This window comes from Alloyangia pacifica (genome assembly GCF_020524285.1).
GTDB classification, from domain to species: Bacteria; Pseudomonadota; Alphaproteobacteria; order Rhodobacterales; family Rhodobacteraceae; genus Salipiger; species Salipiger pacificus_B.
The window spans coordinates 131,639-154,274 of record NZ_JAIVKX010000009.1 but is presented as its reverse complement, the minus strand read 5'-3'; the positions used below and the strand labels follow the sequence as shown (position 1 = coordinate 154,274).

General features: G+C 68.6%; 25 protein-coding genes. 22 read left to right on the top strand and 3 right to left on the bottom strand.

What is annotated here, in order from left to right; translation table 11 throughout:
- Positions 1 to 7: 7 nt before the first annotated feature.
- From nifW to LC039_RS13905, 13 genes are all read left to right on the top strand, one after another.
- Entirely contained in the window at positions 8 to 355 is a 348-nt protein-coding gene (nifW, locus tag LC039_RS13965) for a nitrogenase stabilizing/protective protein NifW (protein WP_226625175.1), read from the top strand.
- A gap of 2 nt (positions 356 to 357) precedes the next feature.
- A complete protein-coding gene (locus LC039_RS13960; RefSeq protein WP_226625174.1) occupies positions 358 to 606 on the top strand; it encodes a hypothetical protein in 249 nt (82 codons plus the stop codon).
- 24 nt (positions 607 to 630) lie between these two features.
- Complete coding sequence (gene modA, locus LC039_RS13955) at positions 631 to 1,368, top strand: molybdate ABC transporter substrate-binding protein (protein ID WP_226625172.1); 738 nt, start codon at positions 631 to 633, stop codon at positions 1,366 to 1,368.
- Positions 1,368 to 2,063: a molybdate ABC transporter permease subunit gene (gene modB, locus LC039_RS13950; protein WP_226625171.1), complete on the top strand. Its 696-nt coding sequence runs from the start codon at positions 1,368 to 1,370 to the stop codon at positions 2,061 to 2,063. Before modA ends, modB begins: the two co-directional genes overlap by 1 nt.
- Entirely contained in the window at positions 2,060 to 2,761 is a 702-nt protein-coding gene (locus LC039_RS13945; protein WP_226625168.1) for an ATP-binding cassette domain-containing protein, read from the top strand. The genes modB and LC039_RS13945 overlap by 4 nt, the downstream gene beginning before the upstream one ends.
- Before the next feature lie 117 nt (positions 2,762 to 2,878).
- Positions 2,879 to 4,162 carry an RNA polymerase factor sigma-54 gene (gene rpoN, locus LC039_RS13940; RefSeq protein ID WP_226625165.1) on the top strand — a complete coding sequence of 428 codons (1,284 nt, stop codon included), beginning with the start codon at positions 2,879 to 2,881 and terminating at the stop codon, positions 4,160 to 4,162.
- 338 nt (positions 4,163 to 4,500) lie between these two features.
- A complete protein-coding gene (nifA, locus tag LC039_RS13935) occupies positions 4,501 to 6,186 on the top strand; it encodes a nif-specific transcriptional activator NifA (RefSeq protein ID WP_226625553.1) in 1,686 nt (561 codons plus the stop codon).
- A 265-nt stretch (positions 6,187 to 6,451) separates the two neighbouring features.
- Positions 6,452 to 7,939 (top strand): nitrogenase cofactor biosynthesis protein NifB, encoded by a 1,488-nt coding sequence (gene nifB / locus LC039_RS13930; RefSeq protein WP_226625163.1) that lies wholly within the window; start codon positions 6,452 to 6,454, stop codon positions 7,937 to 7,939.
- Positions 7,940 to 8,034: 95 nt separating this feature from the next.
- Positions 8,035 to 8,229 carry a 4Fe-4S binding protein gene (locus LC039_RS13925; protein ID WP_226625160.1) on the top strand — a complete coding sequence of 65 codons (195 nt, stop codon included), beginning with the start codon at positions 8,035 to 8,037 and terminating at the stop codon, positions 8,227 to 8,229.
- A gap of 3 nt (positions 8,230 to 8,232) precedes the next feature.
- Positions 8,233 to 8,976: a 4Fe4S-binding leucine-rich repeat protein gene (locus LC039_RS13920; RefSeq protein WP_226625158.1), complete on the top strand. Its 744-nt coding sequence runs from the start codon at positions 8,233 to 8,235 to the stop codon at positions 8,974 to 8,976.
- On the top strand, positions 8,976 to 9,317 hold the full coding sequence (locus tag LC039_RS13915; protein ID WP_226625156.1) for a nitrogen fixation protein NifZ: 342 nt from the start codon (positions 8,976 to 8,978) through the stop codon (positions 9,315 to 9,317). Before LC039_RS13920 ends, LC039_RS13915 begins: the two co-directional genes overlap by 1 nt.
- On the top strand, positions 9,314 to 9,532 hold the full coding sequence (gene nifT / locus LC039_RS13910; RefSeq protein ID WP_226625153.1) for a putative nitrogen fixation protein NifT: 219 nt from the start codon (positions 9,314 to 9,316) through the stop codon (positions 9,530 to 9,532). Before LC039_RS13915 ends, nifT begins: the two co-directional genes overlap by 4 nt.
- A gap of 3 nt (positions 9,533 to 9,535) precedes the next feature.
- Positions 9,536 to 10,366 (top strand): SIR2 family NAD-dependent protein deacylase, encoded by an 831-nt coding sequence (locus tag LC039_RS13905; RefSeq protein ID WP_226625150.1) that lies wholly within the window; start codon positions 9,536 to 9,538, stop codon positions 10,364 to 10,366.
- Positions 10,367 to 10,436: 70 nt separating this feature from the next.
- Here LC039_RS13905 and LC039_RS13900 read toward each other — a convergent pair whose 3' ends face one another.
- A complete protein-coding gene (locus tag LC039_RS13900) occupies positions 10,437 to 12,440 on the bottom strand; it encodes an acyltransferase family protein (RefSeq protein ID WP_226625142.1) in 2,004 nt (667 codons plus the stop codon).
- A gap of 209 nt (positions 12,441 to 12,649) precedes the next feature.
- On the bottom strand, positions 12,650 to 13,966 hold the full coding sequence (locus LC039_RS13895; protein ID WP_226625139.1) for a replication-associated recombination protein A: 1,317 nt from the start codon (positions 13,964 to 13,966) through the stop codon (positions 12,650 to 12,652).
- Between the two features lie 199 nt (positions 13,967 to 14,165).
- On the opposite strand from LC039_RS13895, the gene LC039_RS13890 reads away from it, so the two are divergent.
- Positions 14,166 to 14,855 (top strand): fumarylacetoacetate hydrolase family protein, encoded by a 690-nt coding sequence (locus LC039_RS13890; RefSeq protein ID WP_226625138.1) that lies wholly within the window; start codon positions 14,166 to 14,168, stop codon positions 14,853 to 14,855.
- Between the two features lie 54 nt (positions 14,856 to 14,909).
- Here the strand turns inward: LC039_RS13890 and LC039_RS13885 are convergent, their stop codons facing one another.
- Entirely contained in the window at positions 14,910 to 16,076 is a 1,167-nt protein-coding gene (locus LC039_RS13885; protein ID WP_226625137.1) for an alpha-hydroxy acid oxidase, read from the bottom strand.
- A 124-nt stretch (positions 16,077 to 16,200) separates the two neighbouring features.
- On the opposite strand from LC039_RS13885, the gene LC039_RS13880 reads away from it, so the two are divergent.
- From LC039_RS13880 to LC039_RS13845, 8 genes are all read left to right on the top strand, one after another.
- Complete coding sequence (locus tag LC039_RS13880) at positions 16,201 to 16,974, top strand: ZIP family metal transporter (RefSeq protein ID WP_226625135.1); 774 nt, start codon at positions 16,201 to 16,203, stop codon at positions 16,972 to 16,974.
- 101 nt (positions 16,975 to 17,075) lie between these two features.
- Positions 17,076 to 17,939, top strand: a complete 864-nt coding sequence (locus LC039_RS13875; RefSeq protein WP_226625133.1) for a branched-chain amino acid aminotransferase — start codon at positions 17,076 to 17,078, stop codon at positions 17,937 to 17,939.
- Positions 17,940 to 18,191: 252 nt separating this feature from the next.
- Positions 18,192 to 19,211: a hypothetical protein gene (locus LC039_RS13870; RefSeq protein ID WP_226625131.1), complete on the top strand. Its 1,020-nt coding sequence runs from the start codon at positions 18,192 to 18,194 to the stop codon at positions 19,209 to 19,211.
- A gap of 94 nt (positions 19,212 to 19,305) precedes the next feature.
- Entirely contained in the window at positions 19,306 to 19,761 is a 456-nt protein-coding gene (locus LC039_RS13865; protein WP_226625129.1) for a universal stress protein, read from the top strand.
- 146 nt (positions 19,762 to 19,907) lie between these two features.
- Positions 19,908 to 20,468 (top strand): NifU family protein, encoded by a 561-nt coding sequence (locus LC039_RS13860; protein WP_226625127.1) that lies wholly within the window; start codon positions 19,908 to 19,910, stop codon positions 20,466 to 20,468.
- 16 nt (positions 20,469 to 20,484) lie between these two features.
- Positions 20,485 to 21,048 (top strand): tRNA (adenosine(37)-N6)-threonylcarbamoyltransferase complex dimerization subunit type 1 TsaB, encoded by a 564-nt coding sequence (gene tsaB, locus LC039_RS13855; RefSeq protein ID WP_226625125.1) that lies wholly within the window; start codon positions 20,485 to 20,487, stop codon positions 21,046 to 21,048.
- A gap of 4 nt (positions 21,049 to 21,052) precedes the next feature.
- Positions 21,053 to 21,472: a ribosomal protein S18-alanine N-acetyltransferase gene (gene rimI / locus LC039_RS13850; RefSeq protein WP_226625120.1), complete on the top strand. Its 420-nt coding sequence runs from the start codon at positions 21,053 to 21,055 to the stop codon at positions 21,470 to 21,472.
- A 158-nt stretch (positions 21,473 to 21,630) separates the two neighbouring features.
- Entirely contained in the window at positions 21,631 to 22,635 is a 1,005-nt protein-coding gene (locus LC039_RS13845) for a BMP family lipoprotein (protein ID WP_226625119.1), read from the top strand.
- The last annotated feature ends 1 nt before the right edge of the window (position 22,636 follow it).

The window sequence follows — 22,636 nt, the reverse complement described above, 5'->3', positions numbered from 1 at the left end:
GACCCCAATGCCCAAGGATTTCGAAGAGACCGGCGTGCTCGACCACATCAACAAGCTGTCCTCGGCCGAGGATATCTTCACCTACCTGCTGCTCCCCTACGAGAAGGAGGTGGTCGATGTCTCGCGGCTGCACATCATGAAGCGCTTCGGCGGCTACCTGAGAGCGGCGGAGTTTGCCGGCAAGACCGAGGAAGAGGTCTTTCTCGAGGCTCGGCAGCTCCTGAAGCAGGCCTATGGCGACTTCCTCGAGAGCACCCCGCTGAAGGAGAAGGTCTTCAAGGTCTTCCGCGACGAGGAGGCCAAGCTGAAGGCCCGGTTCGTCGGCATCGACACGCTGAAGCTCGCGGGGGAGTGAGCTTGGCCCGGCGCGGAACAGCCCTGGAGCCCGGCGCGCCGCGCATCGTCCTGCGCCGCCGCGCGCAGGACAGCGCCGCGCTGCGCGCGATGACCCGCATCTGCCCCGGCGCCTGCTTTCGCTTCGGTGCGCGGGACCGGATCGAGGTCTCGCCCGAGAGTTGTCTGCGCTGCGGCACCTGCCGCACCGTGGGCGAGGCGACCGGAGAGATCGAATGGTCCGGCGGATGGCCCGCCGCGGCTTCCGCCTGAGAGACCTTCAAGGAGAGCTACCGCATGAAACTCCCCCTGCTGCCGCTGATCGTCGCCGTCCTGCCCATGGCCTCCGCCGCCGACCCCATGCTGCTGGCCGCCGCCTCGACCGGGGCGGCGCTGAACGAGGGCATTGCCGAGAGCGGCCTTGCCGCGATCCCCAGCTACGGCGCCTCGGGCACGCTGGCCCGGCAGATCGAGCAGGGGGCGCCCGCCGATCTCTACATCTCGGCCAACCCCAAGTGGATGGAGTATCTCGTGGGCCTGGGGCTGGTGGCGCCGGAGGATGTTTCGGTACTGATGTCCAACAGTCTCGTGCTGATCGCCCCCGAGGGCGCCGCGCCGCTCGATCCCGCCACGCTCGACGTACGGCTGACCGGCGAGAGCTTTGCCATGGCCGACCCCAAGGTAGCGCCGGTGGGCAGCTACGGGGTGGCGGCGCTGCAGAGCCTCGGGCTCTGGGATGCGGTTGCGGGCCGGCTTGTTCCGACCCGCAACACCACCGCCACCGTCGCCGCCGTGGCACAGGGCGAGGCGGCACTGGGGCTGGTCTATGCCAGCGATGCCGCCGGGGTCGCGGGTGTCGAGGTGGTCTGGCAGGTCCCGCGGGACAGCCACCCGCCCATCCGCTACCTCGTCGCGCCGCTGGCGCAGGGCGACGACCCGGAGGGCGCGGCGGCGCTGCTGGATTACCTGATGAGCGACGCCGGGCAGGCGGCGCTGGCGCGTCACGGCTTCCTGCCGATGCGGGAGGGGTCGTGATGGGCCCGCTCAGCCCCATGGAAACCTCGGCCCTGCTGCTCTCGCTGAACGCTTCGGCCTGGGCGGTGCTCTGGTCGCTGCCGCTGGCGGTGGGCTGCGGCTGGCTGCTCGGCACCCGGCGCTTTCCCGGCCACGCGGCGCTCAACGCGCTGGTGCATCTGCCGCTGGTGCTGCCGCCGGTGGTGCTGGGCTACCTGCTGCTGGTACTGCTGGGGCGCAACGGGGTGATCGGCGGGCCGCTCAACGAGCTTTTCGGGATCCGCATCGCCTTTTCCGGCCAGGCGGTGGTCCTCGCCTGCGCGGTGGTGGGCTTTCCGCTGATGGTCCGCGCGATCCGCCAGTCCGCCGAGGCGATCGACCCGCGCTACGCCCGCGCCGCCCGCAGCCTCGGCGCCTCCGAGATGCGCATCTTCTGCACCGTCACCCTGCCGCTGATGGCGCCGGGCATCCTCACCGGCACGACGCTGGCCTTCGCCCGCGCGGTCGGCGAGTTCGGGGCGACGATCACCCTCGCCGGCAACATCCCGGGCCGCACCCAGACGCTGCCGCTGGCGCTCTTCACCGTGACCCAGACACCGGGTCAGGAGGCCGAGGCGATGCGGCTCTGCCTCCTGTCGCTGGTGCTGGCGGGGGCGGCGCTGCTGGCCTCGGAGGCGGTGTCGCGCCGGATGAGCCCGCAAGGAGTGCCCGCATGATCGAGATCCATCTCCGCCACCTGCAGGGTGCCTTCGTGCTCGACGTCGATCTCGCGCTGCCCGCGCGGGGGATCACCGGGCTGATCGGGCGCTCGGGCTCGGGCAAGTCGACGCTGTTTTCCTGCCTCGCCGGGCATCTCAGGCCCACCCGCGGCTGCATCTCGCTGCGCGGCCGGGCGCTCTATCACAGCGAGGCGGGCATCGACGTGCCGCCCGCCCGGCGCGGCATCGGCGTGGTCTTCCAGGAGGGGCTGCTGTTTCCGCACATGAGCGTGGCGCGCAACCTCGCCTACGGCGCGCGCAACGTCAGCACCGCGTTCTGGGACGAGGTGATCGCGGCGCTCGACATCGGGCATATTCTGGACGCGAAGCCCGCGCGGCTTTCGGGCGGCGAGCGCCAGCGCGCCGCCATCGCCCGCGCGCTGATGGCCGAGCCCGAGCTGCTGCTGCTCGACGAGCCGGTCTCGGCTCTCGATCCGGGGCTGAAGGCGCGCACGCTGGAGCTGATCGCGCGGGTGCAGGCGCGCACGCAGATCCCGATGATCTACATCTCGCATGCCCCCGAGGAGGTTCGGCGGCTCTGCGACCAGGTGGTGACCATGCAGGACGGCCGGGTGGTCTCGGTGACCTCGGAGGGCCGTGTCGGCGCGCCCTATGCCGCAAGGACGCCTGCGGCGGGGCTGCGCTGTGCGCGCTGACAGGGACAATGCCCCGGTGCGGGCAATTGCCGAATTTCGCGGCGCCTGCCCCTGCGGGCGCCGGATCGCAGCCGTCTCCGGGCCGCCCCGGGGGCACGCCATGATAGGATAGGGCCCATGGAATTCGTCCAGACGATTTCGCAACGCCAGACGATGCAGATGGGGGGGCAGATGCTCCAGTCCCTCACCATCCTCGGCATGGCCTCGCAGGATCTGTCGGAGCACCTGCGCGAGAAGGCCGAGTCCAATCCCTTCGTCACCTACACGCCGCCCTCCGCCTTTGCCGCGCGCGGCGGCGATGAGTTCGACGCGGTGGCCGCCGTGGCCGCCGACCGGCCGAGCCTGATGGCGCATGTGGTGGCGCAGATCGAGCTGGCGTTTCAGACGCCCGCCGACCGGATGATCGCGCTCTATTTCGCCGAGGCGCTGGAGCCGACGGGCTGGCTCGGCCAGCCGCCGGAGACCATCGCGCTGCTTGCGGGCTGTCCGCAGAGCAAGGCCGAGCAGGTGCTGGCGGTGCTGCAGGGCTTCGAGCCCGCGGGTCTATTCGCGCGCTCGCTGTCGGATTGCCTGATGATCCAGGCGCGCGAGGCCGACCTGCTCACTTGGGAGGTCGAGACGCTGATCGCCAACCTCGAGCTGCTCGGCGAGGGGCGGACCAAGGAACTGGCCGACCTCTGCGATTGCGAGCCACGCGACATCCCCGAGATCGTGGCGCAGATCCGTGGGCTCAACCCCAAGCCGGGGCTGGCCTTCGAGCACACGCCCGCGCCGGTCTTCCCGCCCGATCTGGTGGCGACGCGCGGCGCGGATGGCTGGACCGTCGAGCTGAACCGCGCCACCACGCCGACGATCAAGGTCCAGGAGGAGCGGCTGCCCGACGGCAAGATCGACGCCGAGGCCCGCAAGCAGCGCCGCCGGGCGCTGTCGGAGGCGCGGGCCCTGGCGCTGGCGCTGGAACGCCGCGGCGACACGCTGCTGCGCACCGCCGCCGTGCTGGTCGCGCGGCAGGGGCAGTTCCTCGACCGCGGGCCGGCCTACCTGACGCCGCTGACGCTGGATGACGTGGCCGGGGAGCTCGGCGTGCATCCCTCGACCGTCAGCCGCGCGGTCTCGGGGCGGATGATCCAGACGCCGGGCCGCGCGCTGCCGCTGCGCGCCTTCTTCTCGCGCCCCGTCGCGGGGGCCGGGGGCGAGGCGGTCTCGCGCGACAGTGCCATGGATTTCGTGCAGCGCGTGGTCGGCGCCGAGAACCCCCGGGAGCCGCTCAGCGACGATGCCATCGTCTCTCTCGCGCAGCGCTCGGGGCTGCGCATCGCCCGGCGTACGGTAGCAAAATACCGTTCAGTACTTGGACTTGGCTCCTCCTACGAGCGCCGCCGCAGAGCCATGGATGCCTGAGGGGGCGCCGATTCTCCCCGTGACCATATGTGACCATTTCACTTTGTTGTCGTCAGATGGGCCGCTATTGCGGCGCCACTGCCGAAACCTTGCGCATTTCGCGCGCCCGAGACGCTTGCGGCCGCATCAATCGTGCCAAGCAGCGCGCGGCGGTGCCCCGAGGCGAGTGGATGCTGCTACCCTTCCTCGAAAGGCGAAATTGAGCGCCGCCGCGCCGGGAGACCGTCCCGTGACGCAACCGAAGGGGACCCAGCGAGCGAAAGCGAGGCCTCACGATGAATGAAGCAGTATCGACGGAGACGACCTCGGGACGCCTGAAACAGGGCCGTGCGGAGGCGATGCAGGCCGGCCCGCCGCGCGACCGGCTGGCGCTCGACGCGATCTACGAGATCGCCAAGACCTTTGCCACCGCGCCCGACCCGATCGACGTGGTGCCGAGCATCCTCAACGTGCTGTCGTCCTTCCTGGACCTGCGCCACGCGGTGCTGGCGCTGCTCACCGAGCCGGGGGCGCAGCCGGTGACGGGCGTGGTGAACCCCTACCAGATCGCAGCCACTGCCTTTGCCCGCGATGCGGACGCGCCGCCTTCCGAGGTGCTGCCCGATGCGGTGGCGCGGATCGTCTTCCGCTCGGGGGTGCCGCTGGTCTCCTTCGACGTGGCCGAGGAATTCGGCCCAGAGGCGGTGCCGCCGCGGCTGCGCGGCGAGGGGCAGACGCTGGTCGCCGTGCCGCTGCGCGATCCGGAACAGAGCCATTTCGTGCTCGGCATCCTCTGTGCCTACCGCAGCCATGCGGATGCGCGGGCGGGGATGTCGGATCTGGACGTGCGGGTGCTGACCATGGTCGCCTCGCTGCTGGAACAGGCGCTGCGCTTCCGCCGTCGCATCGCCCGCGACCGCGAGCGCGCGCTGGAGGACACCCGGCGGATGCTGCAGAGCGCCACCGAGCGCAGACCGGCGGAGGTGCCGATCTCGCTCGAGGGGATCATCGGCGACAGCCCGGCGATCGTCGACGTGGTCGCGCAGGTCAAGCGCGTGGCGGGCACCAACACGCCGGTGCTGCTGCGCGGCGAGAGCGGCACGGGCAAGGAGCTTTTCGCCCGCGCGGTGCACTCGCAGTCCGAGCGCCACCGCGGGCCGTTCATCCGGGTCAACTGCGCGGCGCTGTCGGAGACCTTGCTTGAATCGGAGCTCTTCGGTCACGAGAAGGGCGCCTTCACCGGGGCCAATGCGTTGAAGAAGGGACGTTTCGAGCTGGCCGATGGCGGCACGCTCTTCCTCGACGAGATCGGCGAGATCAGCCCGACCTTCCAGACCAAGCTGCTGCGGGTGCTGCAGGAGGGCGAGTTCGAGCGGGTCGGCGGCACCAAGACCGTCAAGGTCGACACCCGCATCGTCGCCGCCACCAACCGCGATCTCGAGGATGCGGTGGCGCGCGGCGAGTTCCGGGCCGACCTCTACTTCCGCATCTGCGTGGTGCCGATCGTCCTGCCGCCACTGCGCGACCGCAAGGGCGACATTCGGCCCCTCGCGCAGCTCTTCCTCGACCAGTTCAACGATCAGAACGGCACCAACGTGCGCTTTGCCGACGATGCCTTCGAGACGATCTGCAAGTGCAACTTCCCCGGCAACGTGCGCGAGTTGGAGAACTGCGTGAGCCGCGCCGCCGCGCTGTCCGACGGGGAGATCGTTCTGGGCGGCGAGCTGGCCTGCAACCAGGGCTCGTGCCTCTCGGCCGAGCTGTGGCGGCTGCAGGAGGGGGCCTCGCCGATCGGCGGGCTGGCGGTGGGGCGGGTGGTGACGCCCTCGATCCGCCGCCCCGAGCGCGCCGCGCCGCCCGAGCGTGTGGAGCCCGCCGACACCTTCCCGCGCCGCAAGACCGCCAATACCGCCCGCGAGGAGCTGATCGCGGCCATGGAAGAGGCGGGCTGGGTGCAGGCCAAGGCGGCGCGGCTGCTGGGGATGACCCCCCGGCAGGTGGCCTATGCGCTGCAGAAACACGGGATCGAGGTGCGCCGCATCTGATCCCGGCGCCTCCCCGGGGCGCTGAAGCGCGCGGCCACCCTCTCTCCCGGGCCGCGCGCTTTGCTTTTGCGGGGCAGCGGTTTGGATTTGACCGTTTCGCATCTTTGCCCGGCGCGTGTTGCACCGCCCCACGCTTTTGTCGCACCGCTTTGTGCCCAACCCGACAAACCGCCGCGCCAATGCCGCGGAAACCCCGGTGCAGCACATGGCACGCTCCTTGCTCCTCCCTGCCTAGTTAGCCAGACCCCAACAGCGAGGATGCGCCATGTCCGGAAATGTCATCTCACTCGACGGCCTGTCGGTCGGCTCGAAAGACACGTTGACCAAGGCGATGGAGGCGGACGGCTGTTCGTCGTCGGCCTGCGGCTCCTCCGACGCGCCCGAGGACATGGACCCGGCCACCTGGGAGAAGGTCAAGGATCACCCCTGCTACTCGGAAGAGGCGCACCATTATTTCGCGCGCATGCACGTGGCGGTCGCGCCCGCCTGCAACATCCAGTGCAACTACTGCAACCGCAAGTACGACTGCGCCAACGAAAGCCGCCCCGGCGTGGTCTCGGAGCGGCTCACGCCGGAGAACGCCGCGCGCAAGGTGATCGCCGTGGCCAACGAGATCCCGCAGCTCTCGGTGCTCGGCATCGCGGGGCCGGGCGACAGCGCCTACGACTGGCGCAAGACCCGCGAGACCTTCCGGCTCGTCCACCAGCAGCTGCCCGACATCAAGCTGTGCCTGTCGACCAATGGTCTCGCATTGCCCGAGCACGTCGATGACCTGATGGACATGAACATCGACCACGTCACCCTCACCATCAACATGATCGACCCCGAGGTCGGCACGAAGATCTACCCGTGGATTTTCTACGAGCACAAGCGCCGCACCGGGCTCGAGGCTTCGCAGTTCCTGCACGAGCGGCAGATGCAGTCGCTCGACATGCTGCACGAGCGCGGCATCCTGGTAAAGGTGAACTCGGTGATGATCCCCGGGATCAACGACGAGCACCTGCTCGAGGTCAACAAGGAGGTGAAGAAGCGCGGCGCCTTCCTGCACAATATCATGCCGCTGATTTCCGCGCCCGAGCACGGCACGGTCTTCGGCCTCGAAGGCCAGCGCGGCCCGACCGCAGCCGAGCTGAAGAAGCTGCAGGATGCCTGCGCGGGCGGGGCGAACCTGATGAAGCACTGCCGCCAGTGCCGCGCCGATGCGGTGGGGCTGCTCGGCGAGGATCGCGGGCAGGAGTTCACCATGGACCTCGTGCCCGACGAGGTGACCTATGACCCGGCCAAGCGCGAGACCTACAAGGAGTGGGTCGCCAAGGAACGCGAGGACCGCCGCGCCGCCGCCGCCGTGGCCAGGGCCGAGACCGATGCCGCCGTCGCCGAAGAGGCCGCGCCGATGCTCATTGCCGTCGCCACCAAGGGCGGCGGGCGGATCAACCAGCACTTCGGCCATGCCACCGAGTTCCAGATCTTCGAGGTGGATGCCCGGGGCGTCAACTTCGTCACCCACCGCCGCTGCGACAACTACTGCGTCGGCGGCTACGGCGAGGAGGACAAGCTCGAGCTGGTGATCAAGACGCTGGAGGGGATCGACACCATCCTCTGCGCCAAGATCGGGGATTGCCCGCGCGAGGACCTCGCCGCCGCCGGCATCGAGGCGATCCAGGACCACGCCTACGAGTACATCGAGACCGCCGTCTCCGCCGTCTACCGCGCCAAGCGTGGACTGCCGGCGGTCGAGGCCGAAACCGCCTGATGCATCCTCCGGCGCGCGGCGCAGCCCTCTCGCGCCGCCCCGATCCGCCGGATCCCAGCCACGCCCCGAAAGCCACGGATTAGGAGAGACAAGAGATGGCCCTGCAAATCATCCAGAGCAACTGCACCGTCTGCGGCGCCTGCGAGTTCGAGTGCCCGAACGCGGCGATCCTCTTCGAGAGCGACACCTACATCATCGACCCCGAGCTCTGCACCGAGTGCAAGGGCCACTACGACCGCCCGCAATGCGCCGAGGTCTGCCCGGTCCCCGAAACCTGCGTGCCGGCCTGAGCGATGCCCGAGGGTCCGGCACCGGTCGACTGGCAGGGGGAGGCGCTCGATTGCGCCGCCTGCCGCTTCCGCACGCGGCTCGACCTTGGCCAGTGCGGGCAGGGCTGGGCCTGCGCTCATGAACGCTATGCCAAGCGGATCGAACGGTTCTTCCTGCTCAACCCCGACCTTGCGGACATGTGCCTGAGCCACCCCTATTTCGAGACGCGGATGAATGCCGCGCGGGTGGCCTCGGTCTTCCGCCTGCCGCGGCTGCTGTCGGACGCGGATGCCGGGGTGCGCGCCATGGCGATCCTGCGCCTGCCGCCCGCCCATGCCGAGCGGCGCATCAAGGACCCCGACCGCCGCGTGCGCATCGCCGTGGCGCATCGGCTGCATCGCGAGCAGCTGCTGCCGATGGCGGCGGACGCGGACGGCTACGTGCGCTCGATCGTGGCACGGCGGGCGGAGCCGGGAATGCTGCCGATGATGATCGGCGATGCTGACCCCGAGATCCGCCGCATCGTCGCGCGGCGTGTGGGCGAGGGCTGGCTCGACCGCTTCCGCGCCGATCCGGATCCGCTGGTGCGGCGCGAGGCGGCGCTGCGGCGACCGGGGCTCTTTGCCGGCGATGACGACATGCGGGTGCGCCACGTGGTCGCCGAGGGCGGCTCTGCCGCAGATGTGCAGGCGTTGCTCGAAGACCCCGAAGACATCATCCGCGAGACCGCCGCCGCGCGGCTCGCGCAACTGAGGGAGGGCGCCTGATGTCCACCGACGACCGCGAGATCGAGGTCTACCGCGACCCGGCCTACATGCCGGGCGACAAGGTGATCTCGAAGAAGAACATCAAGAACGACGGTACCATGGCCGGCAAGGAAATCGGCGAAACCGTGGTCCGCAAGGGCGACGTCGGCTACGTGCGCGACATCGGCGTCTTCCTGCAGCAGTTCTACATCTACGCCGTCGATTTCGTCGACCGCGCCAGCATCGTCGGCATGCGCGAGCGCGAGCTGACCCCCGAGGGACCGCTGCTGCGGCGGCAGGACAATCCCGACGCGCTGCAATCCCACATCGTCACCCGATCCGCACAGGAGGCCGCCGAATGAAGGTCATGATCCGCGAAACCGCCAAGGGCATCGAGGCCTACGTGCCCAAGAAGGACCTCGAGGAGATGGTCGTCGAGACCGAGAAGGACGGGCTCTGGGGAGGCTGGGCGAAGCTGGCCAACGGCTGGGTCTTTGCCATGCCCGCTTTCGACGAGCCGCCGAAGCTGCCGATCACCGTGGATGCGCGCCGGCTCACCACCGCAGAGGAGGACTGACAGATGAATGCGCTCGACCAGCTCGAACAGGCGATGAACGAGGTCGCCGCCGGAAAACGCATCGCCTATCTCGGGCCCGAGGTCTCGGCGCTCTCGGGCGGCGCGGCCCCGACCACCCCCGCCGCGCTCTGCGCGCTGATCGAGGCGCAGGTGCGCGCGCCGCGCCGCGCCTCGGGCAACCTGTGGTCGGTGGCGCAATACGTCGAGAGCCGGAAGTTCCGCGCCACGCTCGACAAGATTGTCATCGAGGCCTTCGACGCGCCCGCGACGCAACCCAACCCGGTGCACGACTGGCTGGCGCGGGTGCGCCCGCCGATGGTGGTGGACACCTGGTACGACGACGGGCTGCTTCGGGCCTTCGGGACGGGCGGTAACTGGGGACTGGTGCAGGGCGTCAGCCGCAACGGCGAATGGATCGACATCTTCACCCGCGCCTATGACAGCGCCGGGCAGCAGGTCGAGACCGCCGATCCGGCATGGGAGACGCTGCTCTACAAGCCGCACGGGATCGCGCGGGCAGGGTCGTCGTATCTCATGTCCGACAGCGATTACGTCGAGGTGCTGACCGAGATCGACATCCAACGCCCCATTCCCGAAGAGGTGCAGGCGCGGCGCACGGGCAAGCCCTTCCTCTTCCTCGGCTGCCGTTTCGACGACCAGATGCTGCGCATCTTCGCCCGGCAGATCGCCAAGCGCTCGGGGCAGGGGCACGTGGCAGTGATGCCGGGCCCGCTCACCCGGATGGAGCAGAGGTTCCTCGAGGACACGGGCGTCACCTGGCTCGACCTGCCGGTCACGGCTGTGGCCGAGGCGCTGAGCGTGCCCGAGGGCTAGGGCGGGTCTTCGTACGGCGAGCGATCGACTCCCACGTCGCAGGCGTGGGGGCTTTCCAGTCCGGATGCGCTCACTCCGCCGCCATGTTCTGCGCGGTCTGCTTGTGGTGCGCCAGCTCGAGCACCGGGGCGATCCATCCGACCGCGTCCATGCGGCCGCTGAAGAACTCCGCCCCGGCCTGGGTGTGGTGGCCGTAGTCCGGGAAATACTGTTTCAGCGTGGCGCTGGCGGAATAGCAAGTCTCCTCGGCCTCCGAGCAGACGTAGTCCATGCGGTCGAGCACGATGAGGTCGGGGTATTGGGCCTTCAGCCGGTCGATCTCGGCATTGGCCGCGATCACCCGGTCTTCCGTCGCGCCGCTCTTGTAGATCTCGTAGTACTCGTGGTTCGAGCGCGAGACGATGGTTGCCGGATCGGTGATGCCCTCGGCCGCGGCGGCGTGCACCGTCTTGTCGAAGACCGTCCACTTGCCGCCGAGGTAGCTGGGGAACTCGAAGATGTTCTTCACGAGGATGACCGGCTTGCCGTCATCCAGCATGTGCTTCACCAGCTCTCCCAGCACTTCGATATCGTCGCGGGAGTCCTTGTAGCGGCTGACCACCATGACCGCGTCCGCCGCGGCGTAGCTGCGCGCGCTGAAGAACTTGCTGTGCGGCCCGAGATCGCCGATCTGGGTGGTGTAGCGGCCGGGCTGGATCCATTGCATCGCCTCCTCGCTGAAGAGGAGCATGTTGAAGATGTCCTTGGAGTGCGAGTTGCCGACCAGCAGCAGCCGCAGCTTCGAGCCGTCGGCGCTGAACCAGTCGCGCTCCTGGTGGCCGTTGTCGCAATTGCCGAGGCAGGCGAGGTTGTGGGCGTAGCCGCTGAACGGCATCGCGCTGGCCTCGAGCAGCGCCATGTTGTCGTTCGCGTAGTCGAGCAGGCTGATCTGGGAGTTGAGCGCGTTGAACTGGCCGCTGCGGTAATCGAGATAGTCGTACTTGTGGATGAAGAGCCCCAGCCCGGCAAAAACGGCGAGCCCGGTGGCGCTGACGCCGAACAGCTTGAAACGGGGGTAACGCCCCTTGCGGACCGGCGTCTCGACGTATTTCCAGCTCAGCGAGGCGAGCAGCAGCGTCAGCGCGATCAGCGCCGCCATGACGTACCAGGCGGGCTCTTCAAGAGAATTGTGTCGGGCGAAGGCCATCAGCGGCTGGTGCCAGAGGTAGGCGCTGTAGGAAATCAGCCCGACACCAACCATGGCGCGGGTGCTGAGCAGGCGCTGCACCAGGGTGCCGCCCGTGGCGAAGAGGATGATTAGCGCGGCACCGACCGTCGGGAGCAGAGTGATCAGGCTTGGCGTCGGTGTCTCGGCGGTGAAGCCGAAGACCGCGACGGCGATCAGCCCCAGCCCCAGCGCCGAAAGGCCGTTGCGCAGACCGGCAGCCAGCGGCGGGTGCCCGGCCCGCAGGTAGAAGGCGCAGAAGGCTCCGATCCCCAATTCCCAGGCACGGGCGTGCAGCAGGAAGAAGGCCGACATCGGGTCGGTCCGCACCTGCCATTGCGCCAGCGCGAGGCTGACCACGAAGATCGCGATCAGCACGTAGAGCACGACCTTCTGCCCATACCGCCAGAACAGCATCAAGAGCAGCGGGAAGAAGATGTAGAATTGTTCCTCAACCGCGAGGCTCCAGGTGTGCAGCATCGGTTTCAACTCGGCGGCGGTGTCGAAATAATCCGCCTCCATCCAGAACAGGATGTTCGAGGAAAAGGTCGCGACCCCCAGAAGACTGCGCACGAACTCGACGAAGTCCCTATCCTGCAGGTAGATCCAGCCCAGCAGCAGGGCGGTCACGCTGACCAGGCAGAGCGCGGGAAGAATGCGTTTCGCGCGACGTTCGTAGAAGCGCATCAGGCTGAACTCGCCGCGGCTCAGCTCGGCCACGATGATCGTGGTGATGAGGTGGCCGCTGATCACGAAGAAGATGTCGACCCCGACGTAGCCGCCGCTGAACAGGCTCGATCCGGCATGGAAGAGGATGACTGGAAGGACCGCGACGGAGCGCAAACCATCAATCTCGGAGCGGTACTTCATGGGAAATCTCCAGAACGCAAAGAGCTCACTGTAAAATGCGGGCCGGAAAAGCGGCCAACCGAAATTCTTGCTGTCAAATACTTACGGGCGACCGCGATTCGCGGCCGGAACAATATGGTCGAGTATATCGCGCCCGCCGCCAACCGATAGCCGCGATGCCCTGTTGAGATGTGTCACGCCCGGCGCTGCCCAAGCGGCGGGCAGGGGCCTCAGCCGCGGCGGCGGGGCTGGGGCTGGCCGGTCACGCCTTCCCAGAAGGCGTCGGCGCGTTTCTCGAAGGTCGCCGCCTCGCGCGCGTCGCTCTGGTAGAAGGCGCCCTGCGAAATGCCCGGGGCGTAGACCTGCTCGACCCAGCCGCGCGGGTCGTCATGCGGGAAGAGATAGCCGACGTGGCCGAGTTTCTCGGCGCCCTTGTAATGCGCATCGCGCAGGTGCAGCGGCACCGGGGCGGGCGGCTGGCTCGTGACATGGCCGAGCGCCGCGCCGATGCCCCGCGTCACCGAGCCCGACTTCGGCGCGCGGGCCACGTGCAGCGCGGCATGGGCGAGGATGATCTGGCTTTCCGGATAGCCGATCTTCTCCACCGCCTGCGAGGCGGCGACGGCGGTTTGCAGCGCGGTATTGTCGGCCAGCCCCACATCTTCCGAGGCGTGGATCATGATGCGGCGGGCGATGTAGCGCGGGTCCTCGCCGGCATGGATCAGCCGGGCGAGCCAGTAAAGGGTCGCGTCCGGATCCGAGCCGCGCATGGATTTCACGAAGGCCGACACCACGTCGTAATGCTGATCGCCCGAGCGGTCGTGGTTGATCGCCGCCGAGGCATAGGCCTCCTCGAGCATGGACTCGGTGATCTCCACCGCGCCGCCGTCCCGCCCGACGCCATGGCCGATGGCGAGGCTTTCCAGCGTGGTCAGCGCGCGGCGCGCATCGCCGCCGGAGCGCCCGGCGATCAGTGTCACCTGCTCGGGCGCCATGGTGACCTCGATGCCCTGCGAAGCCAGATGGTCGATGCCGCGGCGCACCACGACCTCCATGTCCTCGAGGGTCATCGGCTCGAGCTTGAGGATGGTCGAGCGCGAGACCAGCGCGGGCGGCAGCGCGTGGTAGGGGTTGCCGGTGGTCGCGCCGACGAAATCGGCGGTGCCTTCCTCGCAGATCGACAGCAGGTCGTCGGCCTGCGTGGCCGAGAAGCGGTGCACCTCGTCGACGAAGATCAGCAGTGGACGGATGCGCGCCTCGTCGGCGATCTTGCGCAGTTCCTTGACGCCGTCGCGGGTGGCGTGCAGCGGGCGGAATTCCTTGCCCAGCATGTTGCCCACGGCGCGGGCAATGGTGGTCTTGCCGATGCCCGGCGGGCCGTAGAGGATGATGCTCCCCAGCGCCTTGGCGGCGATGCGGCGGCGCAGGATCGAGCCGGGTGCGGTGATCGCCTGCTGCCCCACCACGTCGTCCAGCGTCTCGGGCCGCAGCGCGGCGGCGAGGGGCACATGGCCCTTGAGGGGCGCGGCGTCGAAGAGATCGCTCATGGTCGGGCCTGTGGTTGGGGCGTCGATCCCTGCGCTAGCAGATCGCGCGGGGGCGGGCAAATCCCTGTCACCGAGCCGCCTGATCGTTGCATCAATCTTTCTTCTACCGGCTGGTCTTGGCCGCAGGGCCTGCTAGAGCTTTGCGCAACAAGGCCCGTGCGGTGCGCTGCGCGGGCGGCACCACAGGAAGGACACCCGCATGAGTGATTTCGTCTTCGCCCCGCAGCCGCAGCCCTCGGTCGCCGTCACCGGCAGCGAGGCCCGCTTCCCGCTGCGCCGGATCTTCTGCGTCGGCCGCAACTACGCCGAGCACGCGCGCGAGATGGGGCATGATCCGGACCGCGAGCCGCCGTTCTTCTTCGACAAGCCGATCGACACCATCGCCGAGGCCGGGGATGCCATTCCGTACCCGCCCGCGACCGCCGACCTGCACCACGAGGGCGAACTGGTGGTGGCGCTCGGCAAGGGCGGCGTCGACATTCCCGAGGATGAGGCACTTGACTGCGTCTGGGGCTATGCCGCCGGGATCGACCTCACCCGCCGCGACGTGCAGGCCGAGGCCAAGAAGAAGGGTCGGCCCTGGACCATGGCCAAGGGGTTCGACTACGCGGCGGTCTGCGGGCCGGTGCATCCGGTGGCCGAAGTCGGGCATCTCGACAAGGGCACGCTGCGGCTCGCCGTCAACGGCGAGGAGCGGCAGAACGGCGACATGGCGCAGATGATCTGGTCGGTGCCCGAGGTGATCTCTTACCTGTCGGGGCTGGTCGAGCTGAAGGCCGGGGACCTGATCTACACCGGCACGCCGGCAGGGGTGAGCGCGCTGGAGCGCGGCGATACCTGCGTGGTCGAGATCGAGGGGCTCGCGCCGCTCAGCATCAGCATCGCCTGAGGCGGCAATGCCTGCGATGGCGAGGCCCGGGGCCGCGCCATCACCGGTTCCGGGTCAGTCCTCCCAGTCGCCGGAAAACCCCTTGGGGATCATGAGGATATCGCGATCCACCGTATTGACGTCGGTGCGCCCGCAAAGCGCCATCGACACGTCGAGTTCCTTGTGGATCACCTCGAGCGCGCGTGTCACGCCGGCCTCGCCCATGGCGCCGAGGCCATAGATGTAGGCGCGGCCGATCCAGCAGCCCTTGGCGCCCATGGCGACGGCCTTCAGCACGTCCTGGCCCGAGCGCACGCCGCTGTCGAGATGCACCTCGATCTTGTCGCCTACCGCATCCATGATCGGCGCCAGCGCGCGGATCGAGCTGAGCGCGCCGTCGAGCTGCCGCCCGCCGTGGTTCGACACGACGATGGCATCGGCGCCGACGTTGCAAGCTTCCAGGGCGTCGCGCGGGTCGATGATGCCCTTGATGATCAGCGGGCCGTCCCACATCTTGCGGAACTCGCGGATGCGGTCCCAGTCGAGCGCCTGGTCGAAGCTCTGCGCGGTCCAGGTGGTCAGCGAGGAGGGGTCCGTCACACCCTTGGCGTGGCCGACGATATTGCCGAAGAACCGCCGCTTGGTCTGCAGCATTTCCAGCCCCCACGGCACCTTCGTGGCCATGTTGGCGATCGACTTCGGGGTCAGCTTGGGCGGGGCCGAGAGGCCATTCTTCAGATCCTTGTGGCGCTGGCCGAGCATCTGCAGATCGACCGTGATCACCGCCGCCGAGCACTTGGCGTCCTTGGCTCGGTCGAAGAGACGCTTCATGTAGTCGTCGTCCTTGAGCGTGTAGACCTGCATCCAGAACGGCTTGGAGGTGTTCTCGGCCACGTCCTCGATCGAGCAGATCGACATGGTCGACAGGCAATAGGGCACGCCGAACTTCTCGGCCGCCTTGGCCGCCTTGATCTCGCCGTCGGCGTTCTGCATCCCGGTCATGCCGACCGGCGCGAGCGCCACCGGCATTGCCACGTCCTGCCCGATCATCTGCGTCGCCGTGCTGCGTCCGGTCATGTCGATGGCGACGCGCTGGCGCAGGTAGAGCTGGTCGAAATCCGAGCTGTTCTCGCGGAAGGTCTGCTCTGTCCAGCTGCCCGACTCGCAGTAGTCGTAGAACATCTTGGGCACCCGGCGCTTGTAGATGCGCTTGAGGTCTTCGATCTCGGTGATCACGGGCATGGGCCGGGGTTCCTCCTTGGACTGGTCAGGTTTCCTTACCGCTTCCGGGAAATTTGCGCAATGACGTGTGCTTGTATCTCCCCCTGCAAGACCGTTTAGTGCGCGCGAGCAGCTCGGAGGCATGATGCAGGACATTTTCTGGGGCGTTGGCGGCGGCATGATCGCGGCGATCGCGACCACGGCGGGGGCGATCCCGGCGCTGGTCGGGCGCAAGATGACGCAGGCCACGTCGGACATGATGCTGGGCTTCGCCGCGGGCGTGATGCTCTCGGCCTCCTATTTCTCGCTGATCATCCCGGGCATCGACGTGGCGCAGGAGCAGACAGGATCGGTCTGGATCGCCGCCGCCATCGCCGCTTTCGGCATCGCCTTCGGGTCGGGTTTCGTGGCCTGGCTCAACCACGCCATTCCGCACGAGCACTTCAAGACCGGCCCCGAGGGCGGGGCGGACCAGGCCACCTTTGCGCGGATCTGGCTCTTCGTGCTGGCGATCTCGATCCACAACTTCCCCGAGGGGCTGTCGATCGGTGTCGCCTATGGGGTCGACCGGACCAACGGGTTTTCGGTGATGACCGGCATTTCGCTGCAGGACATGCCCGAGGGGCTGGCCGTGGCGGTGGCGCTGGTCGGCCTGGGGTACTCGCGCTGGAAGGCGCTGCTCTACACCGCGCTCACCGGGCTGGTCGAGCCGGTGGGGGCGCTGTTCGGGGTTGTCGCGGTCTCGGTCAGCTCGGTGCTGCTGCCCTGGGGGCTGACCTTTGCGGCCGGCGCGATGCTCTACATCATCAGCCACGAGATCGTCCCCGAGACCCACCGCAACGGCCACCAGAAGCGGGCGACGACGGGGCTGCTCTTCGGGCTGATCCTGATGATGTTCCTCGACGTGACGCTGGGCTGACAGGCCCGGCGCTCGCTCTTCCGTGAGGGCGCGCGCCGTGCCACTGGACCTCGCGGACGCGCGGGCATAGGGTCCGCGCAACTTTCGCAGGAGACACGACGATGGCAACGGGCAAGAACATCCGCACCTATTTCCAGGGCACCTGGCACGATGGCGACGTGATGATCATGCGCGGCGCCGACCACGCCGCCTGGCTGGGCAGTTCGGTCTTCGACGGCGCCCGCTACGTCAACGGCATCGCCCCGGATCTCTACGCCCACTGCGCGCGGATCAACCGCTCGGCCAAGGCGCTGATGCTGACGCCCTTCGTGTCGACCGAGGAGATGGTGCAGATCGTCTGGGAGGGTCTCGCGGCCTACCCCAAGGAGGCGGCAATCTACATCCGCCCGATGTACTGGGCGACGCAGGGCGACTCCACGGCCATCGTGCCGGGCGAGGAGGGCACCGCCTTTGCCATCTCGCTCGAGGAGATTCCCATGGCGCCCGAGGGCGCGGCGACCCACCTGGGCCGCACCAGGTTCCGCCGCCCGGTGCTCGAGAGCTCGGTCTGCAATGCCAAGGCCGGCTGCCTCTATCCCAACAACGCCCGCATGCTGCGTGATGTGCGCTCGCGCGGCTTTGGCAATGCGCTGGTGGCCGACGCGCTCGGCAATGTCGCCGAGAGCGCCACGGCCAACGTCTTCATGGTCAAGGACGGTGTGGTCTTTACCCCGATCGCCAACGGCACCTTCCTGTCGGGCATCACCCGCGCGCGCCACATCCAGAACATGCGCGCCGACGGCATGGAGGTCCACGAGGCGGTGCTGTCCTTCGAGGATTTCGAGGGCGCCGACGAGGTCTTCCTGTCGGGCAACCTGCAGAAGGTGACGCCGGTCTCGGGCTTCGAGGATACCAACTATCAGATCGGTCCCGTGGCGCGCCGCGTGCGCGAACTCTACTGGGACTGGGCGCTGACCGAAGGCTGAGCCTTGCGCCGCGAGCCGCCGCTTCGCGCGACACGCCCGCAGGAGCCGCAGCGCAAGGTGCTGCGGGCGGAACGATATTTCGACGCCGCAACGGATCGGGGCGCACCGCGGGTCGGCCCGGGGCAGGGCGCCGCCGCCGCAGCGGACGGGGCGGGGCTCCGCGCCAAGCGGGCATCGGGGTTCACTGGGGGCTCCGCTGCACGCCAGGCGCCGCGCAAGTCCCGCAGAAATGTAGCGCGGGGCATTCGCGCCGTGCCGCTGCTGCTCAGCCTCGCGCTCGGCCTCTGGGCACTGACCACCCATCCCTTTGCCCAGCCCTTCCTCACCGCCAGCGAGGCGGAGGTGCGCCGCGCGCTTGACGCGGCGCTGGTGCAGACCCTCACCCCGGAGCGGCTGGCGCAGGAGATCGGCGCGGCGCTGGAGGCGCAGGACCTTGACCGCATCGACATGCTGCTGCCGGTGGCGGCGCGGATCGGGGTCGCGCCTGAACATGCGCAGTCCGAGCAGATCGACGCGCTGCGCGAGGCCAAGGACAGCGTCTGGGGCAAGGTCGAGGCCTGTGGCATCTGCGCCGCCGACATCGCCAATTGCCCCTCGTTGCAGATGCTGGCCTATTGCGGCATCCCGCTGGAACTGACCCCGATCGGCGATCTCAATGCGCTGCGCCGCGCCGGGGGCGACTATTTCAGCGGTGCCGAGGTCGACAAGGTCGAGGTCACGCTGGCCACAGTGGGGCTCGCCGCGACCGGCACGCTGGCGCTGACCGGCGGCACCTCGGCCACGGTCAAGGCCGGGGCCACCGCGCTGCGCATGGGGCGGCGGCTGCGCACGCTGACGCCCTCCTTCCTCGACGAGCTGGCGCGGCTGGCCGATCCGGCGATGCTGCGGCGGCTGGTCTCGGGCACAGGCGACGCCGCTGACAGCGCCCGGCTGGCAAGGGCCGAGGCGGTGGCCGGCGACGTGAGCCGGGTGGTGGGGGATACCTCGATGACCGATGGCGTGCTGCTGCTGCGCCACGTCGACGGCGCCGAGGATGCGGCGCGGCTGGCGCGGGTGTCGGAGGTGGCGGGCTCCGAGACGCGCGGGGTGATGGAAGTGCTGGGCAAATCGCGGACCTTCCGCACCCTGGTGCGCGTCTCGGACCACGCCTTTGCCACGGTGGCGCTGCTCTGGCTGGCCTTCGCGCAGGCGCTCACGGCGCTCGGGGGCTGGCTCGGAACGCGGATGCTGCGGCCTGTCGCGCGGGGCATGGCGGCGCATCTCGAACGCTGACATCGGACGGATCGTCGGGCATTTTTCGACGGTGGCAAAAGCCCGTTGCCTGCGCCTTGCCCCTGCGCCATGATCGCCCCGAAGGAGACTTGGGATGCGCAAATTTCTCGTCGTGCTGGACGACAGCCGCGAATGCCTCAATGCCATGCGGTTCGCCGCCATGCGGGCGGCCAAGACCGGGGGCGGCGTTGCGATCCTCTCGGTGATCGAACCGGACGAATTCAACCACTGGATCGGGGTCGGGGACATCATGCGCGAAGAGGCGCGGGAGCGCATCGAGGCGCATTACGAGGTCTTTGCCAAGTGGATGCGCGACCGGCAGGGGGTCGACCCCGAGCTGGTGATCCGCGAAGGCGACCCGGTGACCGAGATCCTCGGGCAGGTGAACGACGATCCCAGCATCGGCGTGCTGGTGCTCGGCGCGGCCGCCGACAAGAAGGGGCCGGGGCCGCTGGTCAATCAGATGACCCGCAGCTCGGGCAGCCTGCCGATCCCGCTGACCATCGTGCCCGGCGACATGTCCAAGGAGCGGCTCGAGGCCATCACCTGAGCGAGGCTGGCGGGCGGTAGTCGGCGACTGCCGCGACCTGATCTGCTCGAAACTGCCCGACTCTCCAATTTAGAACCGTTCCAAAACTTGACGTCCGAGCAGCGGCGGCGCATATAGGGTGCAGCCCGGAGAAAGGTATCTCGCAGATGTTCATCCAGACCGAATCCACCCCGAACCCCGCGACGCTGAAGTTCCTGCCGGGCCAGACCGTGCTCGACGCAGGCACCGCGGATTTCCCCAGCCCCGAGGGCGCCGAAACTTCGCCGCTCGCCAAGCGCCTGTTCGGCGTGAGCGGCGTCACCGGCGTGTTCTTCGGCAACGACTTCGTCACCGTGACGAAGGACGAGGCGGCTGATTGGGATCACGTGAAACCCGCCGTTCTCGGCGCGATCATGGAGCACTTCCAGTCCGGCGAGCCGGTGATGGCAGGCGAGGCGCAGGCCTCCGGCCACAAGGAGTTCACCGGCGAGGACGCCGAGATCGTCGGCCAGATCAAGGAGCTGCTCGACAGCCGCGTGCGCCCGGCCGTGGCGCAGGACGGTGGCGACATTACCTTCCACGGTTTCGACCGCGGCGTGGTCTACCTGCACATGCAGGGCGCCTGCGCCGGCTGCCCGTCCTCGACGCTCACCCTGAAGATGGGCATCGAGAACCTGCTGCGCCACTATATCCCCGAGGTCACCGAGGTGCGCCCGGTCGCCGTCTGAGCGTCCGGTTCCATCCATGAGTGATCTTCTGATCCTGTCGTTCGACACATCGGCCGCGCATTGCGCGGCCGCTTTGCTGCGCGGCGACATTGTGCTGGCCGCCCACGCCGAGGAGATGGGCCGCGGCCAGGCCGAACGCCTTATGCCGCTGCTCGAGGAGGTGCTCGCCGAGGGCGGCGTCACCTGGGCTGATCTCGACCGCATCGCCGTCGGCATCGGGCCGGGCAATTTCACCGGCATCCGCATTTCCGTCTCGACCGCGCGCGGTCTGGCGCTGGGGCTCGGAAAGCCCGCCATGGGAGTCAGCACCTTCGAGGCGGTCCACCTCGAGGCGCCGGACGCGCTGGCCGGTGTGCCGGCGCCGCGCGGACAGGTCTACGTGCAGCGCCACTGGGGCACGCCCGAGCTGGTGCCCGCCGAGGGCACCGAGGCGCTGCTGCCACCCGAGCCGCGCGAGCTGGCGATCCGCATCGCCCGCGCCGCCGCGCTCAAGCAGCCCGACCAGCGTCCGGCGCCGCTCTACATCCGTCCCGCCGATGCCGCGCCGTCGCGCGATGCGGCGCCGCGGTTGCTGGACTGAGCCGGTGAGCCTTTCGGCCGAGCAGCTCGCCGCGCTTTCGGCGCGCGCCTATACCCACATGCAGCCCTGGAGCGCCCAGGCCTTCGCGGGGACGCTGGAGCAACCGGCGTCGCTGCTGGTGAGCGAGGCGGGCGGCTTCGTGCTGGGGCAGGTGGTGCTCGACGAGGCGGAGATTCTCGCCCTCGCCACCGATCCCGCGGAGCAGCGGCAAGGGGTGGGGCGGCGGCTGCTGCAGACTTTCGAGGCTGCGGCGCGGGCGCGCGGCGCCGCAATGGTGTTTCTCGAGGTGGCGGCTGCAAATACCCCGGCCCAGGGGTTCTATGCCGCCTGCGGGTACACGTTATCCGGGTGCCGGAAAGGCTATTATCGTCATGCGGATGGCAGCCGCGACGACGCGCTGCTCATGCGCCGGGCGCTGACCTGAGGTTACATGTCACGATGCGCCAACCCTGTGCGCAGACTTGCAAAAACCTGTTGACCCTCCGGTAGCGCACAGGATTAATCGGGCATGATCTGCCACAGTGCAGTCCAATTCGCGGGCCAGCTGAATGATGCCCGCACGTCCAGACCCGGGAGCAAGACATGACCTTCATGAAATCCATCCTCGGCACCGCCGCGACGCTGGCCCTGACTGCCGGCGCAGCGCTGGCGGATCCGGCGCTGATCTACGATCTCGGCGGCAAGTTCGACAAATCCTTCAACGAGGCGGCCTACAACGGCGCCGAGATGTTCGTGAAGGAAACCGGCGGCGCGTACCGCGATATCGAACTGCAGTCGGAAGCACAGCGCGAGCAGGCCCTGCGCCGCTTTGCCGAGGCCGGTTTCAACCCGGTCGTGACCACCGGCTTCTCGATGTCCTCGCCGATCGCCGCGGTCGCCACCGACTACCCCGACACCAAGTTCGTCACCATCGACGGCTACGTCGATCCGGCAGAGCACCCGAACGTGCTGTCGATCCTCTTCTCCGAGCATGAGGGGTCGTACCTCGTCGGCATGCTGGCGGCGATGGCGTCTGAGTCGGGCACCGTCGGCTTCGTCGGCGGCATGGACATCCCGCTGATCCGCAAGTTCGCCTGCGGCTATGCCCAGGGCGCCAAGGCGGTCAGCGACGACATCACCGTGATCTCCAACATGACCGGCACGACCCCGGCGGCCTGGAACGACCCGGTGAAGGGCTCCGAGCTGACCAAGGCGCAGATCAGCCAGGGCGCCGACGTGGTCTTCGCTGCCGCCGGCGGCACCGGCATCGGCGTGCTGCAGACCGCCGCGGACGAGGGCATCCTCTCGGTCGGCGTGGACAGCAACCAGAACTACCTGCATCCGGGCAAGGTTCTGACCTCGATGCTCAAGCGTGTCGACGTGGCCGTGGCCGAGGCGATGACCGCGGGCACCGAGCTGGAAACCGGCGTGAAGGTGCTGGGCCTTGCCGAGAACGGCGTCGGCTACGCGCTCGACGAGAACAACGCCGAGCTGATCACCGACGAGATGAAGACTGCCGTCGACGCCGCGCGCGAGCAGATCGTGGCGGGCGAGATCGAGGTTCACGATTACTCGGCGGATGACAGCTGCCCGGCGCTGAACTTCTGAT